Genomic DNA, 16,059 nt, shown 5'->3' with positions numbered 1-16,059 from the left:
CGGTCGTAATGCCGGGCTTTTCTTTTTGCGGCAGCGGGAAGAAAGTGCCACAATAGTGGCTGTTTATACAGTATTCCAGGTTTCCCGATGGCTTTAACCGCGGCGCTAAAAGCGCAAATTGGCGCATGGTATAAGGCGCTACAGCAGCAGATCCCCGATTTTATCCCCCGAGCGCCGCAGCGGCAGATGATTGCCGACGTGGCTAAAACGCTCGCCGGGGACGACGGGCGACATCTGGCGATAGAAGCCCCGACCGGCGTCGGGAAAACCCTGTCGTATCTCATTCCCGGCATCGCGATTGCCCGGGAAGAGGACAAAACGCTGGTGGTCAGCACCGCCAACGTGGCGCTGCAGGATCAGATCTTCAGCAAAGATTTACCGCTGCTGCGCAAAATCATCCCCGACCTGCGGTTCACCGCCGCCTTTGGGCGCGGGCGCTATGTTTGTCCGCGTAACCTCGCGGCGCTGGCCAGCAGTGAACCTTCCCAGCAGGATCTGCTCGCCTTTCTCGACGACGAGCTGACGCCAAACAATAAGGCGGAGCAGGAGCAGTGTGCAAAGCTGAAAACCGAGCTCGACGGCTATAAGTGGGACGGCCTGCGGGATCACACCAGCCAGGCGATTAGCGACGACCTGTGGCGCAGGCTCAGCACCGATAAAGCGAGCTGCCTGAACCGCAACTGTCACTACTACCGCGAGTGCCCGTTCTTTGTCGCCCGGCGCGAGATTCAGGAGGCGGAGGTGGTTGTGGCAAACCACGCGCTGGTGATGGCCGCGCTGGAGAGCGAAGCGGTGCTGCCGGAGCCGAAAAACCTGCTGCTGGTGCTCGACGAAGGCCACCATCTGCCCGACGTGGCGCGGGACGCGCTGGAGATGAGCGCGGAAATCACCGCGCCGTGGTTCCGTTTACAGCTGGATCTGTTCTGCAAGCTGGTGGCCACCTGCATGGAGCAGTTCCGCCCGAAAACCACGCCGCCGCTGGCGGTCCCGGAGCGGCTGAGCGAGCACTGCGACGAGGTTTACGGCCTTATCTCCTCGCTGAATAACATCCTCAACCTCTATCTTCCCGCCGCCCAGGAGGCGGAACACCGCTTTGCGATGGGGAAGCTGCCGGAAGAGGTTATGGAGATTTGCCAGCAGCTGGCGAAGCACCTCGAAAAGCTGCGCGGGCTGGCGGAGATGTTCTTAAACGATCTCAGCGAGAAAACCGGTACCCATGACGTGGTGCGTTTGCACCGCATTCTGCTGCAAATGAACCGCGCGCTGGGGATGTTTGAAGCGCAGAGCAAGCTCTGGCGGCTGGCCTCGATGGCGCAGGCGTCCGGCGCGCCGGTGACGAAATGGGCGACCCGCGAGGTGCGGGAAGGGCAGGTGCATCTGTTCTTCCACTGCGTGGGCATCCGCGTGGCGGATCAGCTGGAAAAGCTGATCTGGCGCAGCGTGCCGCACGTGGTGGTGACGTCCGCGACGCTGCGTTCCCTGAACAGCTTCTCAAGGCTGCAGGAGATGAGCGGCCTGAAAGAGAAAGCGGGCGACCGCTTTGTGGCGCTGGACTCGCCGTTTAACCACTGCGAGCAGGGCAAGCTGGTCATCCCGCGCATGAACTATGAGCCGCTTATCGACAACGAAGAGCAGCACATTGCCGAGATGGCGGCCTACTTCCGCGAACAGGTCGAGAGCAAAAAATACCCCGGCATGCTGGTGCTGTTTGCCAGCGGGCGCGCGATGCAGCGCTTTCTGGAGCACGTTACCGATCTGCGTTTACTCCTGCTGGTGCAGGGCGACCAGCCGCGCTACAGGCTGGTGGAAACCCACCGCAAGCGGATTGATAACGGCGAGCGCAGCGTGCTGGTGGGGCTTCAGTCTTTTGCGGAGGGTCTGGATCTGAAGGGGGATTATCTGACGCAGGTGCATATTCATAAAATCGCCTTCCCGCCCATCGACAGCCCGGTAGTCATCACCGAAGGCGAGTGGCTGAAAAGCCTCAACCGCTACCCGTTTGAGGTGCAAAGCTTACCGGCGGCGTCGTTTAACTTAATTCAGCAGGTTGGGCGTCTAATTCGCAGCCACGGCTGCTGGGGCGAAGTAGTGATATACGACAAGCGTCTGCTCACCAAAAACTACGGGCAGCGTTTGCTGAACGCGCTGCCGGTGTTCCCGATTGAGCAGCCGGAGGTACCGGAAGTGAAAAAACGCCCGGCAAAACTGGCCGCCGGGCGTAAAAAAGGCATCCATGCCAGGGGGCGCGGTCCTACTGGTAAGTAAAGGTGGCCTGAACAACGCTGTTGAACGTGCCGGCAGTCACGGGCATGGCGGTTGCGTAATAGCGTGCTGCCATGGGGAACGTGGCGGTGTGGGTGCCGGCATCGATCACCACGCTGAACCGGGCCTCGGGGGCAAGCACGATGTAGTCCAGGCGATCGGCCAGCTCTAGCGCCACCCCCGTTGCGGTGCCGCTATTGGCGAATTTGAAGGGATGGTCCCTGTCGCGCGGGCCGTCAACGGAAACCGTGGCGACCGTCAGCGTGGGCGGGCAGTTCGTCAGCGTTAAATCGAATTTTTTCCACGGACCGGTATCGCCGATGTCACGGAAGTCGCTGGCAACGCCCTGCCCCAGATCCACCACCATATTCTGGCTGCCACCGTCCACCTGACAGGTGGTGTCGTAAATATTTCCTTCGATATTGAGCGTAACGTCGGTCGCGACAGCCGGGAGGCTCGTCAGTGCGAGTAAAAGGGGTAACGTTTTCATCTTCGCTCCGTCACTGGTATTCAAGATCGATTGTGGCGATCGTATTAGCTTTCCCCGCGGTGACGGTGGCATCCGTCTGGTAATACTGCACGGCGAAGGGAATGGCATCCGGCACGTCAGGTGCAGTTCTTCCACCAACCGGGATAGGGAAGTCGTATTTAAGATCGACACCGTCAAGCAGCATTCGCACCCCGACGCCCGTGGCGCTGTCGCTGCCGGGCGTAAGGTTCAGGACATCACCAAACTGGCCGTTAACGCCGTTCGCGCTGGTCACCGAGGCCGTAAGGTTGACCTCTTCCGTGCAGGTGGCGGTGATGCTGAAATACTTCCAGGCCGTATAGCTGCCCACGTGGGTAAACTGTGATACCGGGAAATCGCCGAGTGAGACCGTCAGATTGAGGGGATCGATGGAGCAGGTCGCCGTTCTTTCGCTAACCGTGGCGGAATAGTGGCTCGTATTTCGCGCGCCAGAGATACCGACAGAACGAAAAACGCCGAATCCAAAGGGATCCATCGCCACCGACAGGGTGCCGCTCCCGATGTGTGACGCCGTTTTGATTAAGCGCTGGGTATAGCTGAACGAGAACGTTTGTCCGCTGTCGCTGCTTACCGTCCCGACGGGCGTCGCGGTGGTATCACATGAGTAGCCCTTTCCACGAACGATCTGCCCGTTACTGTTCAGAAGCTCAATGCCAATGCCGTCTACGTTGGTTGAGTACACGCCCGGCATGCCCGGCACTTCCGTTCCCGTTCCGTAATAGCAGGAAATAATGGTGTGATTAGTCATTGGCCCGACACAGCTGCCGTTAACGGTATGCGTCTTTGCCGACCCCGGGATGATGCCGCCAATGTCGAGGGTCGTGGGGACGGAAAGCGTGCCGGCGTCCAGGGTATAAGGCAGGTCGGTGCTGTCGCAGGTGGTTGCCGCCTGCGCATGGGGCATCAGGCACGCGCCTGAGAGCAAGACAACCATCGCAAAGGCAAATCTCAATATGTTCATTTTTACCTCGAAAAGTCTCATACGCACCGCGCCGTAACGTTAATAACAGCCCCGTCGTCTTTTGCGGGAAGGTGATAGGTTGCGGAGCAGCGGCTGTCGGCGGTTTTCCCCCAGCTGACGTCAACCCTGCCTTTTTTCTGCATGCCGGTCATATAAACCTGCCCGCCATCGCCCACGATAAATTCGCCCTCCTGATGGGGCTGCGATGCCGTTGCGCCGAACGGGATCGCGCGTCCGTCCGCGCGTTTCAGCGTAATTAATACCCGGCTGCCCACGTGCGTTTCGTAATGCGCGCGAACAATCGCCCCGCGCGTCGGCGTTACGGTTTTTGCGGCCTGAGCAACGTCCGCCTTTTCCGGCAGCGTTTCGGTGTTGAGCGCAAGGGTGTTATGGCGGTATGGCGACACGTACGGCACGATGGCATAGCCGCGGAAATCGGTGCTCACGCCGGTCTGATTGGTAATGTTCGTGTCGTCTGCGCCCGGCGCTTCGACCAGCGCGGCCGTCTCGCCCATCGGCTGGCCCAGCGTGACGCCATGCGCATGGGCGATCATGCTGCCCTGAAGGCCGACGTTAAGCTGCTGCTGCTGGCTATCCTGTGAATATCCGGCGCTCACCTCCCCGTAGGTGCCTTTGTAATCGGCGTTCAGGCTGGTGCTGTCGCCGCTGCTCTGACCGTGGCTCTGCTGGACGCCCCAGCTGAGGTTATCGCCGGCGAGGGCGGTGCCGTTCAGGCCCACGCTTTGGCTGGAGTCGTGTTTCGTGCTGTTCAGGTTGTAGTTGACCCAGGTGTTGCGAAGCCAGCGATCGAGCGGCACGGAGACGTTAAAGGCGATGGTCTGCTCGCTGGTTTTCTCGTTATTGTCGTCGCTGCCGTCGCGAGTGTTTTTATTGAGCCCGTAGTTCAGGCCGTAGCTCACCCCGTGCCAGGAGTTGTTATAGCCGACGTTCACTGACGTCATGCTTTCGCTGGAATTCCAGTAATTCTCCTTCACCAGGCTCAGGGTCAGGGATCCAAACCTTCCGCCCAGGGACTGATCGACGGTGGCCTCTTCCCGGCTGCGTCGGGTGTCCGGCATTTCCCGGTCGTCATTGCGGGTATGCGAATCCAGGGTGTCCTGCAGCGTATAAAACCCTTTGCTGTTGTAGCGGTAGCCGGCAATGGAAAAATGGGTGCCGGTGGTGGCGAAATCTTTGCTGTAGCGGATGCGCCAGGAGCGCCCGTGGGTCGGCGCCTTGTCCTGCATCTCTGATTTGGCGCCGGTGACATCCACCGAAAACGCGCCGAGATCGCCGATATTCTTACCGACTCCCAGCGCCAGGGCATCGTAATACTGGCTGGCCTGCACGCCGCCGTAGGCCGTAAAGCCGTAAGGCAACCCGTAGATTGCCGTACCCTGCATGAAAGGCGTTTTTTCGACGTCGCTGTCGTAGCTGCGGTAGTGTCCTGCGGTGAGGCTGTACTTAAAGCGGCCCTCACGCTGCAATACCGGCACCGAAGCGTAGGGCACCACAAAATGCTGTTCGCTGCCGTCGGTCTCTTTCACGGTGACGTTTAAGTCCCCGCTGCCGCCGGTGGGGTAGAGGTCGTTTATTTCAAACGGGCCCGGCGCAACGTAGTTTTGATAGATGACGTAGCCGTTCTGGCGGACGATGACCTGGGCGTTGCTGTGTGCCGTTCCGCGGATGACGGGGGCAAAACCTTTCATGCTGTCCGGCAGCATATCGTCGTCTGACGCGATCTGCGCCCCGGTGAATGAAATGCTGTCAAACACGTCCGAAGGCGACGAGCTTTGCCCGAATTTAACGCTGCTGCCAAGGGCGATAATATCCCGCTGGACGTAGGTATACACGGAAGAAAACTGGCTCTCCGCGTCACCGTCTCCGCTGGTTTTGCTCCAGGTGGAGTAGTTTCGCAAACGCCACGCCCCGAGGTTAAGACCGGGACGCAGGTTAAGAAACTCGCTGCGCTGGTCTGTGCCGTTCTCGCCCTTGCCGCGGTTGTCCCCGGCGGTAAAGCTGTAGTTCAGCAGCAGGGCGTTGATCCCCTCGTCATACTCCTGCGGGTCGACATAGTCGCGCGGCACCCGGGTAATGGCGGTCTGCGGGATGCTTAACAGCAGCTGCTGCGGGTTAACGTGAAACGTGGCGCTGGCGGAGGGGATAACGCTCAGGTCAATGCACTGCGCCTTATCATCCTGCACAAATTTATCTATTTTAATGCCGAAGCTTTTTAACTGGGCCGCGCTCAGGCACGGCTGCAGCGTCGATTTTCCGCTGGCGTCTTTCTTTAGCGTGAACTCAATCTCTTTACTGGCGACTTTATTATTATTGACGTAGACGTCGATGTGATATTTACCGGGAGCCTGACCGGGGCCGATCTCGTAAATACTGAGGTCGGTTTTTCCCTGTCCGGGGTTGTCAATATCCAGCAGCGCCGGGTTGAAATAATCATCGGCCAGAACTTTTTGCACGCAAACGCCCAGCAGGGTACAGCCCAGCGCAATTAGCATTGAGCGTCCGTGCTGTTTGGGTGGTTCGGTGCTATATTCCCAGCGCATAATGATGTTCAGATATTCCCGGCGAGTTAGTTAATCTTTGCGGTATATGACGGGCTAATGCCGCCGTAGTCATTAATGATTTTCCAGCTCACCGAGCGCGCGGTGATATTCCCCGGGGTAGCAAAACGCGTTTCGCCGTCTGGAGCTGCATAGGTGACTTTGTCAATCTTTTTACCGTCCAGCTTTATTTCCTGGAAGTTCATATAAAATGGCGTAGGGTTGTTGACAATAAGCTGGTTGCCCTGCATGTGCCAGGATAATTGCGCGGCAACATCTTCCGGTTTACCGGTAATACCCGCCGGGCGATAGATAAGCTTAATTCGGGTTTTAATGGCAATTTGCAGCGTGTTGCTGATTTCATTGCGCTTAGAAGACGGAATGGATTTAATATTTAGCCAGAAAAGCGATTCACGATCGGCGGGCAAATTTCCCCCGGTCCGGATGATGCGCAGAACGTTGTCCTGTTTACCGTCCAGGCGGAACAGCGGCGGTGTGATCAAAAACGGTGCTTTCTCCCGCGCGTTATCTTCCGTCTCAACCCATGACTGCACCAGATAATCAAGGTTGTCCGGGTTGCTGATACCAATGGAAGATTCTTTTTTATTTTCCGGGTATACCACGCGCGTGCCGCCGATGGTAATTCCGGCGTTCGCGGCAGTGGTGATCAATAAAAAGGAGGAGAGCAGAAGATATTTGCGCATAGCGACACCGTAATAAAGAAGTAACAGATATTAGCCACTGGGGTAGCTAATATCTGTTTTATTAGTTGTAAACGATGGTGAAGGTTGATGCGGCGTTCGCCAGCCCGGCAGAAATGATGTCTCCGGTCTGGATATAGCGTGCGCCAAACTGTAAATCGTTCGTTGTGGCACCTGGCGTGAGCGCATATTCTGTGGAAGCAGTATATAAGCTCAGCGGGTTTTGGGTTTTATCCAGCAGCTGGACTCCCACTCCCGACGCCGCGCCTGTTCCTGACGTAACCGCAAGGATATCCTTATTGTTACCGTCAGGCGTCCCACCGAAAGTCACTGAGGCGCTGGTGACCGTTTCAGGACAATCTTTGAGTTGAATGCTAAAGCGGGTTGTCGACGTCGTCGAACCACTTCCCGTAAATGCAGATTTAGCCACCTTACCTAATGAAACATTAAGTGGATTGCTTAAACCATTTACAACAGTACATGCGGAATCAATAATTTCACCCGTGAAATTAATTTGTCCTTCACCACTTGATGCAAATGCAGAAACGGAAGCACACGCCATCCCGGCAGCGATGCCCGCAATAATCAATTTTTTCATTTTAATCCTCTGAATGAAAGTGTGGTACTTCTCGCATTAATCATCACCTGGCTGATTAATTCGGGGCGAACTATCGCTGAGATTTATTTTTCGTTCAATTTCTCTTCAGACCATTTTTATCCTCGAAGCGTCTGCTCCAGCACCTAAGGGCGGAAAATGATTACCCGCTCGACATTTATCAGGGCTATAGTATCTGCATAGAGCCGCAAGGAGAGATGTCGTGGATTATCGTAAAATTATCAAAGAGGTAGGGCGTGGAAAGAACCATGCCCGCGACCTGGATCGGGAAACGGCCCGGGCCCTGTACACCCATATGCTAAACGGTGATGTCCCCGATCTGGAGATGGGCGGTATCCTGATTGCGCTACGCATTAAAGGCGAAGGTGAAGCGGAGATGCGCGGCTTTTATGAAGCCATGCAGGCGCAAACGCTGCGCTTAACGCCGCCGGCGGCAAAACCGATGCCGATTGTGATCCCAAGCTATAACGGTGCCCGCAAGCAGGCAAACCTGACGCCGCTGCTGGCAATATTGCTGCACAGGCTCGGATTCCCGGTTGTTGTGCATGGCGTAACGGAAGATCCAACCCGCGTCCTGACTGAGACCATTTTTGATCTGCTGGGCATAGCCCCAACCCTGCACGCCGGGCAGGCGCAGGCCAGGCTTGACGGACATCAGCCGGTCTACATTCCGGTCGGGGCGCTGTGTCCTCCGCTGGAAAAGCAACTGGATATGCGCTGGCGTATGGGGGTCCGTAACAGCGCCCACACGCTGGCAAAGCTGGCAACACCGTTTGCTGAAGATGCGGCGCTGCGCCTTTCCAGCGTATCGCACCCGGAATACGTCACCCGCGTGGGTAAATTCTTTGAGGACATTGGCGGAAGGGCGCTGTTAATGCACGGGACGGAAGGGGAAGTGTACGCCAATCCCCAGCGTTGCCCTCAGCTGATGCTTATTGATTCCACCGGAACGCGCGCCATTCTGGAACGCGGCGAGGAGAATACCGGCGTGATATTGCCCGAGGCGAAAGATCCGCATACGACCGCTCGCTGGATTGAGCAATGCCTCGCCGGAAACGTGCCTGTTCCACACTCCATCAGGCTGCAAATGGCGTGCTGTCTGGTGGCGACAGGGGAAGCGGAGACGGTGGAAGCGGGAATGCAGCGCGTGGCGCAGTCGTTTTAAGCAAAAAAAAGCCCGTCCAGTGGCGGACGGGCAAACAAAGGGTAACAACAACAGGGTCAATGAGGGTTGGAGCATCTCACCAGAGGGATGGTGAGGGTGGAGCATAATTCATTCGATTATTTGTAGATAACCGCGGTACCGCTCAGCTTGTTATTACCGTTAGCGGAGGTAATGGTGTATCCACTTGCGCCGGCAGCCGCTGCTTTCTCAGCCAGTTTTGCTTCCAGACCGTCCAGCGTGGTCGCGCCTTCAGCACTCACAACGCCGATTTTGTTCAGGCTCTGCGCCTGAGTGGAAGAGACCGGCTCTACGGCGAAAGCGCCGAAGGACAGAGCGGACAGGGCAACAGCGGCAACAGCATATTTGATAGTTTTCATTGTTCAATTCTCGCAGGTTATTCTGTTAAGGGGACGATGTTCCGTCGATGTGATAAGTATCACGCTTTTTTGCGGAAGATAAAATCGAAGAGAATTGACGTGGTTGCTCAAAAAATTTGAATGACAAATAACTTATTGATTATTAATAAATTCGCAGGTGCGATTTACACTTCTTGCGGCTGCGCTTTACAGAAGCGATGAGAAGGGCACGTTTTGCTACGCGGTTCGCTGAAAGTCGTGAGCGTAAAGCTAAGCGCTTGCGCGGTTAACTTAGGTAAAGGAAAGTCAACGTAACTGGCTGTCTTTCGATCCTCTGCGATTATATCCTGAATGTGATGCGTTTTTTGAATCTTTCTCCTGCTGACAGGCAATGCAAAGCCGTACGCCGGGAATGGCCTTACGGCGTGCCTCGGGAATGGGTTCCCCGCACTCCTCGCATTCAGCCAGGCTTTCGCCGCGCGGAATTTCACCGCGTGCGCGCGCTACGGCATCTTCAATAGTACTGTTGATCTGTTCATTAACGGCGTCGTCATTCGCCCAACCGGAAGCCATGCTGTTCCCCTGAGTGGTTTAAGCCATATTATCAATATGGGGTTAAAAAACGCGCAGACAAGGCGCAAAGAAAGAGAACTGCATCCGTCGGGCAGATGCAGTTCGGGACTGGAAGGGGTTATTTATAGATGGTCGCCGTACCGTACATGTGGTTATCCCCGCCGGCGGCGTTCACCACAAACCCTTTAGCTCCTTCCTGACGGGCTTTTTCAGCCAGCTTGTCCTGAAGGTCATCAAGGTTGCTAGCCCGGCTGACGGAGACGGTCCCGGCCGCACGCAGCTGGCTGGTGTCGTTGCCGTTGGTCAGGGGTTGAACGGACCAGGCAGAGAACGAGGCGCCTGCCAGCGCACCCGCAATAATAAAGGTCAGATACTTTTTCATAATCACATCCTCAGGAGGGAAACAACAGGTGATTCCCCTTAAGTTTAGAAGCCTGACGAGTGTGATTTAGCGCAAAAATTTGATGATGATCTGCTTATTTTTTGAACGATATAATCTGACATTTTCTTGACAGATCATAGACATACAGGCCACTGATTTTGGTCGTTTTTTTGCGCCTCTCAGACAGATATTTACCCCTGCGCCTTCACAGGGTATCTTACGCGGCTGTTTAAAGGAGAATGCCATGACTTCCCAAAAGCCGGGATTGCACCCGCGTAACCGCCACCGTAGCCGCTACGACATGAATGCCCTGTGCCTGAGCTGCCCTCAGTTACGGGCGTTTATCGTTCAGACCCCTGCCGGTGAACCGTCGATCAACTTCGCCGATCCGCTGGCGGTTAAAACGCTGAACAAGGCGCTGCTGGCCCACTTTTATGGCGTAGCGAACTGGGACATCCCTGAAGGCTTTCTCTGCCCACCGGTGCCGGGGCGTGCGGATTACGTCCATCACCTTGCCGATCTGCTGGCGGATGACAACGGCGGCGCGGTGCCGAACCAGGCCACCGTTCTTGATATCGGTACAGGCGCGAACCTAATCTATCCGCTGATAGGCGCGCATGAATACCAGTGGCGGTTTACCGGCAGCGAGATCGGTGCCGACGCGTTCGCCAGCGCGCAGGCCATTATCAACGCCAACCCGGGCTTAAGCCGTGCCGTTCGTCTGCGCCGTCAGAAGGACGCCGCGGCCATTTTCAACGGCATTATTCATAAGAACGAAAGCTACGATGCCACCATGTGTAACCCGCCGTTCCACGACTCGGCCGCTTCCGCACGCGCGGGAAGCGAGCGCAAGCGTCGTAATCTGGGCCAGGCTGAAGATGGTGCGCTGAACTTTGGCGGCCAGCAGCAGGAACTCTGGTGCGAGGGCGGGGAAGTGGCGTTCATTCTGCGCATGATTGCCGAAAGCAAAGGCTTTGGCCGTCAGGTGAAATGGTTTACGACGCTGGTCTCCCGTGGCGATAACCTGCCTCCGCTCTACCGCGCGCTGACCGAAGCCGGCGCCGTAAAAGTGGTGAAAAAAGAGATGGCGCAGGGCCAGAAGCAGAGCCGCTTCATCGCCTGGTCGTTTATGGACGATAACAAACGCCGCAAATAGGGTTTCAGGCCCGGCAAGCGTAGCGCCGCCGGGCAGAACGATTACAGCGTCGGCGCCTGCGGCGGCGGCGGCGTAGCCGGTGATGGCAGTACCTGATAGGTCTGTACCGGCGCGCGCACCTCCGCCAGATCGAAGTGTTTTTTCACCATGCTGTCGAGCGCGAAGCGCACCGTCCACTGCTTTAGCGGCTGGGTGGTGAACGATACGCGCAGGGTAAAGGCGGTATTCGTCAGCCCGACGATGCCGGCGAACGACGGCTCGCCAATCACCAGCCCGCGAATATCCTCCATCTCCATCAGTTCGCTCACCGCGTCCCGCAGCGCCTGCTTCGCTTTCTCCGCGTCTTCATGGCGATCCACGTCGTAGTTCGCCACCACCGAACCAATGCCGCGCACAAAGTTGGCAAAGGTGGTGATCGATGACCACGGAATGATGTGGTACGCCCCGGTGTCCTGACGCACGCCGACGGAGCGAATGGACATCCGCTCCACCGTGCCGGTGAGCGGCCCGATGGTAACGAGGTCTCCGGTGTTCATCCCGTTCTCAAACTGGATAAAGATGCCGGTGATAATATCTTTTACCAGCGTCTGCGAACCGAAGGAGATCGCCAGCCCCAGGGCACCAGCGCCTGCCAGCAGCGGGGCGATATTCACGCCGATCTCCGACAGCACAATCATGATGGTAATGGTGCTGATGATCACCGCCAGCGCGTTGCGAAACAGCGTGAGCAGCGTGCGGGCGCGGGCGCTGGGCAGCGGCCTGCCATGGACATCCGAGACCAGACGGTTCTCGATAAGGCTTGCCAGCAGCGTCCAGCCGACGGCGGAGAAGAACAGGATCAGCGCGATACGAATAAGTATATCGACGGTCTTTTCCCCCGCGCCGTTATGCAGCCAGTTCCAGAAATCAAACAGGCTCCACGCGTTCAGCAGCAGCATGATTGCCACGCAGACCGTCAGAATACGCGCCGCTTTCAGGGAGACCGACATCCAGCCGTTAACCCGTTTTTGCAGCTCCGGGTAATTCCGCTGAACCGGCGGCGACAGGGTAATGGTTTTCGAAAGCCAGCGGGAGAGCAGGCCGGAGACAAACGCCGCTATGCCGATAATCGCCAGGCTTTTAAACGTTGCCCCCATCATAAACTTCAGGCTGTTGCCCGGGTCGAACAGCGAGAAGAAGCACAGCACAATAAAATAGGCGCTGGCCAGCCAGTGCCACACCAGGGCAAAGGCGCGGATAAACAGGCTGAAAAAGGAGAGGGAGCGATCGGCCAGGTGCAGCAGGCTCTCGGTTATCGCTTTTTTATTATGGAAGATGAGGTACAGCGCCCAGACGGTTATACAGAGCATGATTAGCACGTTCGCCAGCGCCCCAAACTGCACGTTAACCTGGTTGGAAATAATCGGCACGGCAACCAGCAGGCCGTAACCAATTAACCCGCTCAGCACGCTGAGCCGCACCGCCCAGTATTTGGCGCTCCGATCCTGAATCGCGAAGGGGCGAAGATCCGGCACGCGCGGGCAGAAGATCAGCCGCAGAAGGGCCTTAAAGAATTCAATCAGCGCAAACGCGTTGAGGAACAGCGCCTGCTGAAAGGCGATGGTTTTGTTTCCGGTGTTAAGCCGGTCTGCCAGCAGCTGGCCGACAAACAGCGTCATCGCCAGCAGCAGCAAATCGATGATAAAGGCTCCGGTAATCATCGCCGGAAGATGTAACCAGCTGCTTTTTTGCTGATTCTTTTTACGTCCCCACTGGCCCATTTTTCGGTACAGCGGCCAGACGCACAGGCGCAGCAGCCAGTAAAAAATGAATACGGCCCCCGCCAGAATGGCAAACTGCGTGGCGGCAGCGGAGAAGGTGTGGGGGTTAAAAGGCTTGTGGGATGTGCCAATCAGGTTTCGGTAGAGCTGGGCAAAACGCGACGACAGCGCTTCACCGTAGTGACGGCTAATGTCGGTGACGTTTTCCAGCACCGTTTTTTCTTCTTCGACCTGCGGCGGCGCTATGGTCGGAACCGGATCCTGAGGCGGCGTGGCGGCCACCTTCCTTAGCTGATCGATTAACTCCTGCCGGGACGTGTCGTTCTCAAGCACGTCGGCAAGGGCGCTGTAGGCGGCTTTTTTCTTTTCGGCGTCAGGCTCCGGCGGCGCATTCTGCTGGGTGGCGGTGGCTCCGGTGGTGACGCCAGGAATGGTTACAGCCAGCGATGGCGCGCTAAGCAGGCTAAACAAGAGCAACAGGATCCACGGCACGGCGTCCTCCGACAAAAATATCGTGCAAAATGATAAGTATAGAGGGCGAGAAGCGGAGGGGAGTTTTTGGGAACAATCCGGCGTAAAAAAGCCGGGCAAGCCCGGCTTAGCGTACTGCTGTCAGGAGACGTGCTGAAGGAATTCCTGGAGGCGCTGGCTTGGCGGGTTCGCGATCAGCGCCTGCGGATTTCCGTCTTCCGCGATACGGCCTTTATCAATGAAGATCAGACGGGACGCCACCTTTTCGGCAAAGCCGATTTCGTGGGTAACGATAACCATCGTCATGCCTTCTTCCGCCAGATCCTGCATGACCTTAAGCACCTCGTGACGCAGCTCCGGGTCGAGTGCGGAGGTTGGCTCATCAAACAGCATCATTTTTGGCTTCACCGCCAGCGCACGGGCAATCGCCACGCGCTGCTGCTGGCCGCCGGACAGCTCGGAAGGATAGTGATGGGCACGCTCCGCCAGGCCCACTTTTGCCAGCAGATCTTTCGCCAGCGTTTCGGCCGCCGCTTTGCTGGCTCCGCGCACGCGCAGCGGACCGAACATCACGTTTTCCAGCGCCGTCAGGTGCGGGAACAGGTAGAACTGCTGGAACACCATGCCCGCTTCCTGGCGGATCAGGCGCTCGTCCACTTTCGGATCGTTAACCTTCAGACCATCGACGATTAAATCGCCGCCGGTGATCTCTTCGAGCTTGTTAATGCAGCGCAGCAGGGTGGATTTACCGGAGCCGGACGGCCCGATAATGACCACCACTTCACCCTGCCTGATGTTCAAATCAATATTGTGCAGCACCTGGGTTGGGCCAAAGTGCTTGGAAACGTTTTTAAATTCAATCACAGGATTTTCATCCTTCTTTCAAGACGACGCAGAACAAAGCTCAGGACAAGCGTGATAATCAGATAAACAACGGCGACCGCACTCCAGATTTCCAGGGCGCGGAAGTTACCCGCAATGATCTCCTGGCCCTGGCGGGTCAGCTCGGCAACGCCGATTACAATGAACAGCGAGGTGTCTTTGATACTGATGATCCACTGGTTGCCCAGCGGTGGCAGCATGCGGCGCAGCGCCAGCGGCAGGATCACGTGACGGATCGTTTCGCGACGTGAAAGGCCTAGCGCCAGGCCGGCTTCGCTGAAGCCTTTATGAATCGACAGCACCGCACCGCGGGTGATTTCCGCAATGTAGGCACCTGAGTTGATCATTATGGTCACAACGGCGGCGCTGAACGGGTCAATGCGCAGGTCGGTGAATGCCATTGGCAGGGCGAAGTAGATAAACATCACCTGCACCACAATCGGGGTGCCGCGGATCACTTCGATGAAAACCAGTGCGATGTGGTTTGCAATCCAGCCGCCGTAGGTGCGAGCGAAACCGGCCACCAGACCGATAATCAACCCGCCAACCAGACCAAGGACCGAGATCCATAGGGTCATTTTGGCGCCTTCAAGCAAGAGAGGAATGGCAGGCCAGATGGCGCTCCAGTCAAACTGCATGATGTATTCCTGTATACCGTGGTGAAAAACAAAAAACGTAGGCCCGGCAAGCGTGAGCGCCACCGGGCGTTACAAACCTGAGATCAGGTAAAATTATTTAGGCTCGGTACCGAACCATTTTTTGTAGATTTCGTTATAGGTGCCGTTCTCTTTCAGCGTTTTCAGCGCGCCGTTCACCTTGTTACGCAGGTCGTCGCTGCCTTTCGGGAACGCGATACCGTACTGTTGTGCTTCCAGAGAATCGCCTACCGCTTTGAACTTGCCGTTGCCTGCGGTTTTGATGAAGTACAGGATGTTCGGGGTATCGTGCAGCACCGCGTCAGCGCGGTTGGTGCCGAGTTCCATATAGGCGTTGTCGATGTTCGGGAACTGACGCAGGTCTTTGGTTTTGATGTTGGCTTTCGCGTAATCAACGGAACCGGTGCCGCTCTTCACAGCGACCACTTTACCGTCCAGATCTTTCACGCTTTTCACGTCGTTGTTGTCCGCTTTCACCATCACCAGCAGGCCGCTTTTGTAGTAGCCGTCTGAGAAATCGATCGCTTTTTTACGTTCTTCGGTAATGGTGATGCCAGCCAGCGCCAGGTCAACGTTTTTGGTTTGCAGCGCCGGGATGATCCCGCTGAAGTCCATTGGCTTCAGGGTGTAGTCCAGCTTAAGTTCTTTTGCGACAGCGGCCCACAGATCGACGTCAAAACCGACGTATTTATCACCCTGCTTAAATTCAAACGGTACGAACGCCGTGTCAGTCGCCACAACCAGCTTGTCGGCGGCCTGAGAGGACACCGCAAACGCCAGGGTAAGTGCAGCCAGTGAAACTTTTAATACAGACTTCATAGCATTTCCTTTTATATCCACGGGGCGATCCCCTGCGAGAACGTCAGGCACAATGAAAAAATCGTGCCAGTTTTACAACCTGTTGTTTTACAAAGGAGATGATGTCACGCATTGCACAATAAGCGTGGCAATCCTGTTCTGTTGCACCAGAATGGAGCACCGTTTTGGTGCGCTTCGTTAAGGGCTTCTGACAGGGAGGTATTTAGCGCAGA

15 protein-coding genes are annotated in these 16,059 nt (G+C 56.6%); 3 read left to right on the top strand and 12 right to left on the bottom strand.

Translation table 11 applies throughout. From position 1 onward, the window contains the following. Positions 1–87: 87 nt before the first annotated feature. A complete protein-coding gene (gene dinG / locus MOQ06_RS21335) occupies positions 88–2,265 on the top strand; it encodes an ATP-dependent DNA helicase DinG (protein ID WP_242174733.1) in 2,178 nt (725 codons plus the stop codon). On the opposite strand, the gene MOQ06_RS21330 is transcribed toward dinG, so the two are convergent. From MOQ06_RS21330 to MOQ06_RS21310, 5 genes are all read right to left on the bottom strand, one after another. Beyond that, positions 2,252–2,752 (bottom strand): fimbrial protein, encoded by a 501-nt coding sequence (locus tag MOQ06_RS21330; RefSeq protein WP_148420752.1) that lies wholly within the window; start codon positions 2,750–2,752, stop codon positions 2,252–2,254. The genes dinG and MOQ06_RS21330 overlap by 14 nt on opposite strands. Positions 2,753–2,762: 10 nt before the next feature. Then, positions 2,763–3,752, bottom strand: coding sequence for a fimbrial protein (locus MOQ06_RS21325; protein WP_242174732.1), 990 nt, complete (start codon positions 3,750–3,752; stop codon positions 2,763–2,765). 17 nt (positions 3,753–3,769) lie between these two features. Beyond that, a complete protein-coding gene (locus MOQ06_RS21320) occupies positions 3,770–6,265 on the bottom strand; it encodes a fimbria/pilus outer membrane usher protein (protein ID WP_242174731.1) in 2,496 nt (831 codons plus the stop codon). 74 nt (positions 6,266–6,339) lie between these two features. Further along, complete coding sequence (locus MOQ06_RS21315) at positions 6,340–7,014, bottom strand: molecular chaperone (protein WP_242174730.1); 675 nt, start codon at positions 7,012–7,014, stop codon at positions 6,340–6,342. A gap of 61 nt (positions 7,015–7,075) precedes the next feature. Continuing rightward, complete coding sequence (locus tag MOQ06_RS21310) at positions 7,076–7,609, bottom strand: fimbrial protein (protein WP_242174729.1); 534 nt, start codon at positions 7,607–7,609, stop codon at positions 7,076–7,078. 220 nt (positions 7,610–7,829) lie between these two features. Here MOQ06_RS21310 and ybiB point away from each other — a divergent pair, with 220 nt between their 5' ends. Next, the gene (ybiB, locus tag MOQ06_RS21305) at positions 7,830–8,792 is read left to right on the top strand and encodes a DNA-binding protein YbiB (RefSeq protein ID WP_148420747.1); all 963 of its coding nucleotides are present in this window, start codon (positions 7,830–7,832) and stop codon (positions 8,790–8,792) included. A gap of 116 nt (positions 8,793–8,908) precedes the next feature. Here ybiB and ybiJ read toward each other — a convergent pair whose 3' ends face one another. The 3 genes from ybiJ to mcbA form a co-directional block, all read right to left on the bottom strand. Then, complete coding sequence (ybiJ, locus tag MOQ06_RS21300) at positions 8,909–9,169, bottom strand: DUF1471 family protein YbiJ (RefSeq protein ID WP_148420746.1); 261 nt, start codon at positions 9,167–9,169, stop codon at positions 8,909–8,911. Between the two features lie 285 nt (positions 9,170–9,454). Then, positions 9,455–9,721, bottom strand: a complete 267-nt coding sequence (locus MOQ06_RS21295) for a DksA/TraR family C4-type zinc finger protein (RefSeq protein ID WP_148420745.1) — start codon at positions 9,719–9,721, stop codon at positions 9,455–9,457. A 118-nt stretch (positions 9,722–9,839) separates the two neighbouring features. Beyond that, entirely contained in the window at positions 9,840–10,103 is a 264-nt protein-coding gene (gene mcbA / locus MOQ06_RS21290; protein ID WP_148420744.1) for a DUF1471 family periplasmic protein McbA, read from the bottom strand. Between the two features lie 244 nt (positions 10,104–10,347). On the opposite strand from mcbA, the gene rlmF reads away from it, so the two are divergent. Continuing rightward, complete coding sequence (gene rlmF / locus MOQ06_RS21285; RefSeq protein ID WP_242174728.1) at positions 10,348–11,259, top strand: 23S rRNA (adenine(1618)-N(6))-methyltransferase RlmF; 912 nt, start codon at positions 10,348–10,350, stop codon at positions 11,257–11,259. Between the two features lie 41 nt (positions 11,260–11,300). Here rlmF and ybiO read toward each other — a convergent pair whose 3' ends face one another. From ybiO to glnH, 4 genes are all read right to left on the bottom strand, one after another. After that, the gene (ybiO, locus tag MOQ06_RS21280) at positions 11,301–13,511 is read right to left on the bottom strand and encodes a mechanosensitive channel protein (RefSeq protein WP_148420859.1); all 2,211 of its coding nucleotides are present in this window, start codon (positions 13,509–13,511) and stop codon (positions 11,301–11,303) included. Between the two features lie 120 nt (positions 13,512–13,631). After that, a complete protein-coding gene (gene glnQ, locus MOQ06_RS21275; RefSeq protein ID WP_242174727.1) occupies positions 13,632–14,354 on the bottom strand; it encodes a glutamine ABC transporter ATP-binding protein GlnQ in 723 nt (240 codons plus the stop codon). Further along, a complete protein-coding gene (gene glnP, locus MOQ06_RS21270; RefSeq protein ID WP_003858462.1) occupies positions 14,351–15,010 on the bottom strand; it encodes a glutamine ABC transporter permease GlnP in 660 nt (219 codons plus the stop codon). Before glnP ends, glnQ begins: the two co-directional genes overlap by 4 nt. A gap of 93 nt (positions 15,011–15,103) precedes the next feature. Continuing rightward, positions 15,104–15,847 (bottom strand): glutamine ABC transporter substrate-binding protein GlnH, encoded by a 744-nt coding sequence (gene glnH, locus MOQ06_RS21265; RefSeq protein WP_003858455.1) that lies wholly within the window; start codon positions 15,845–15,847, stop codon positions 15,104–15,106. Between the last annotated feature and the right edge of the window lie 212 nt (positions 15,848–16,059).

The sequence above is a fragment of the Enterobacter sp. I4 genome (assembly GCF_022669095.1).
Lineage (GTDB): Bacteria > Pseudomonadota > Gammaproteobacteria > Enterobacterales > Enterobacteriaceae > Enterobacter > Enterobacter pasteurii.
This window is presented reverse-complemented; position numbering and strand designations above follow the sequence as displayed.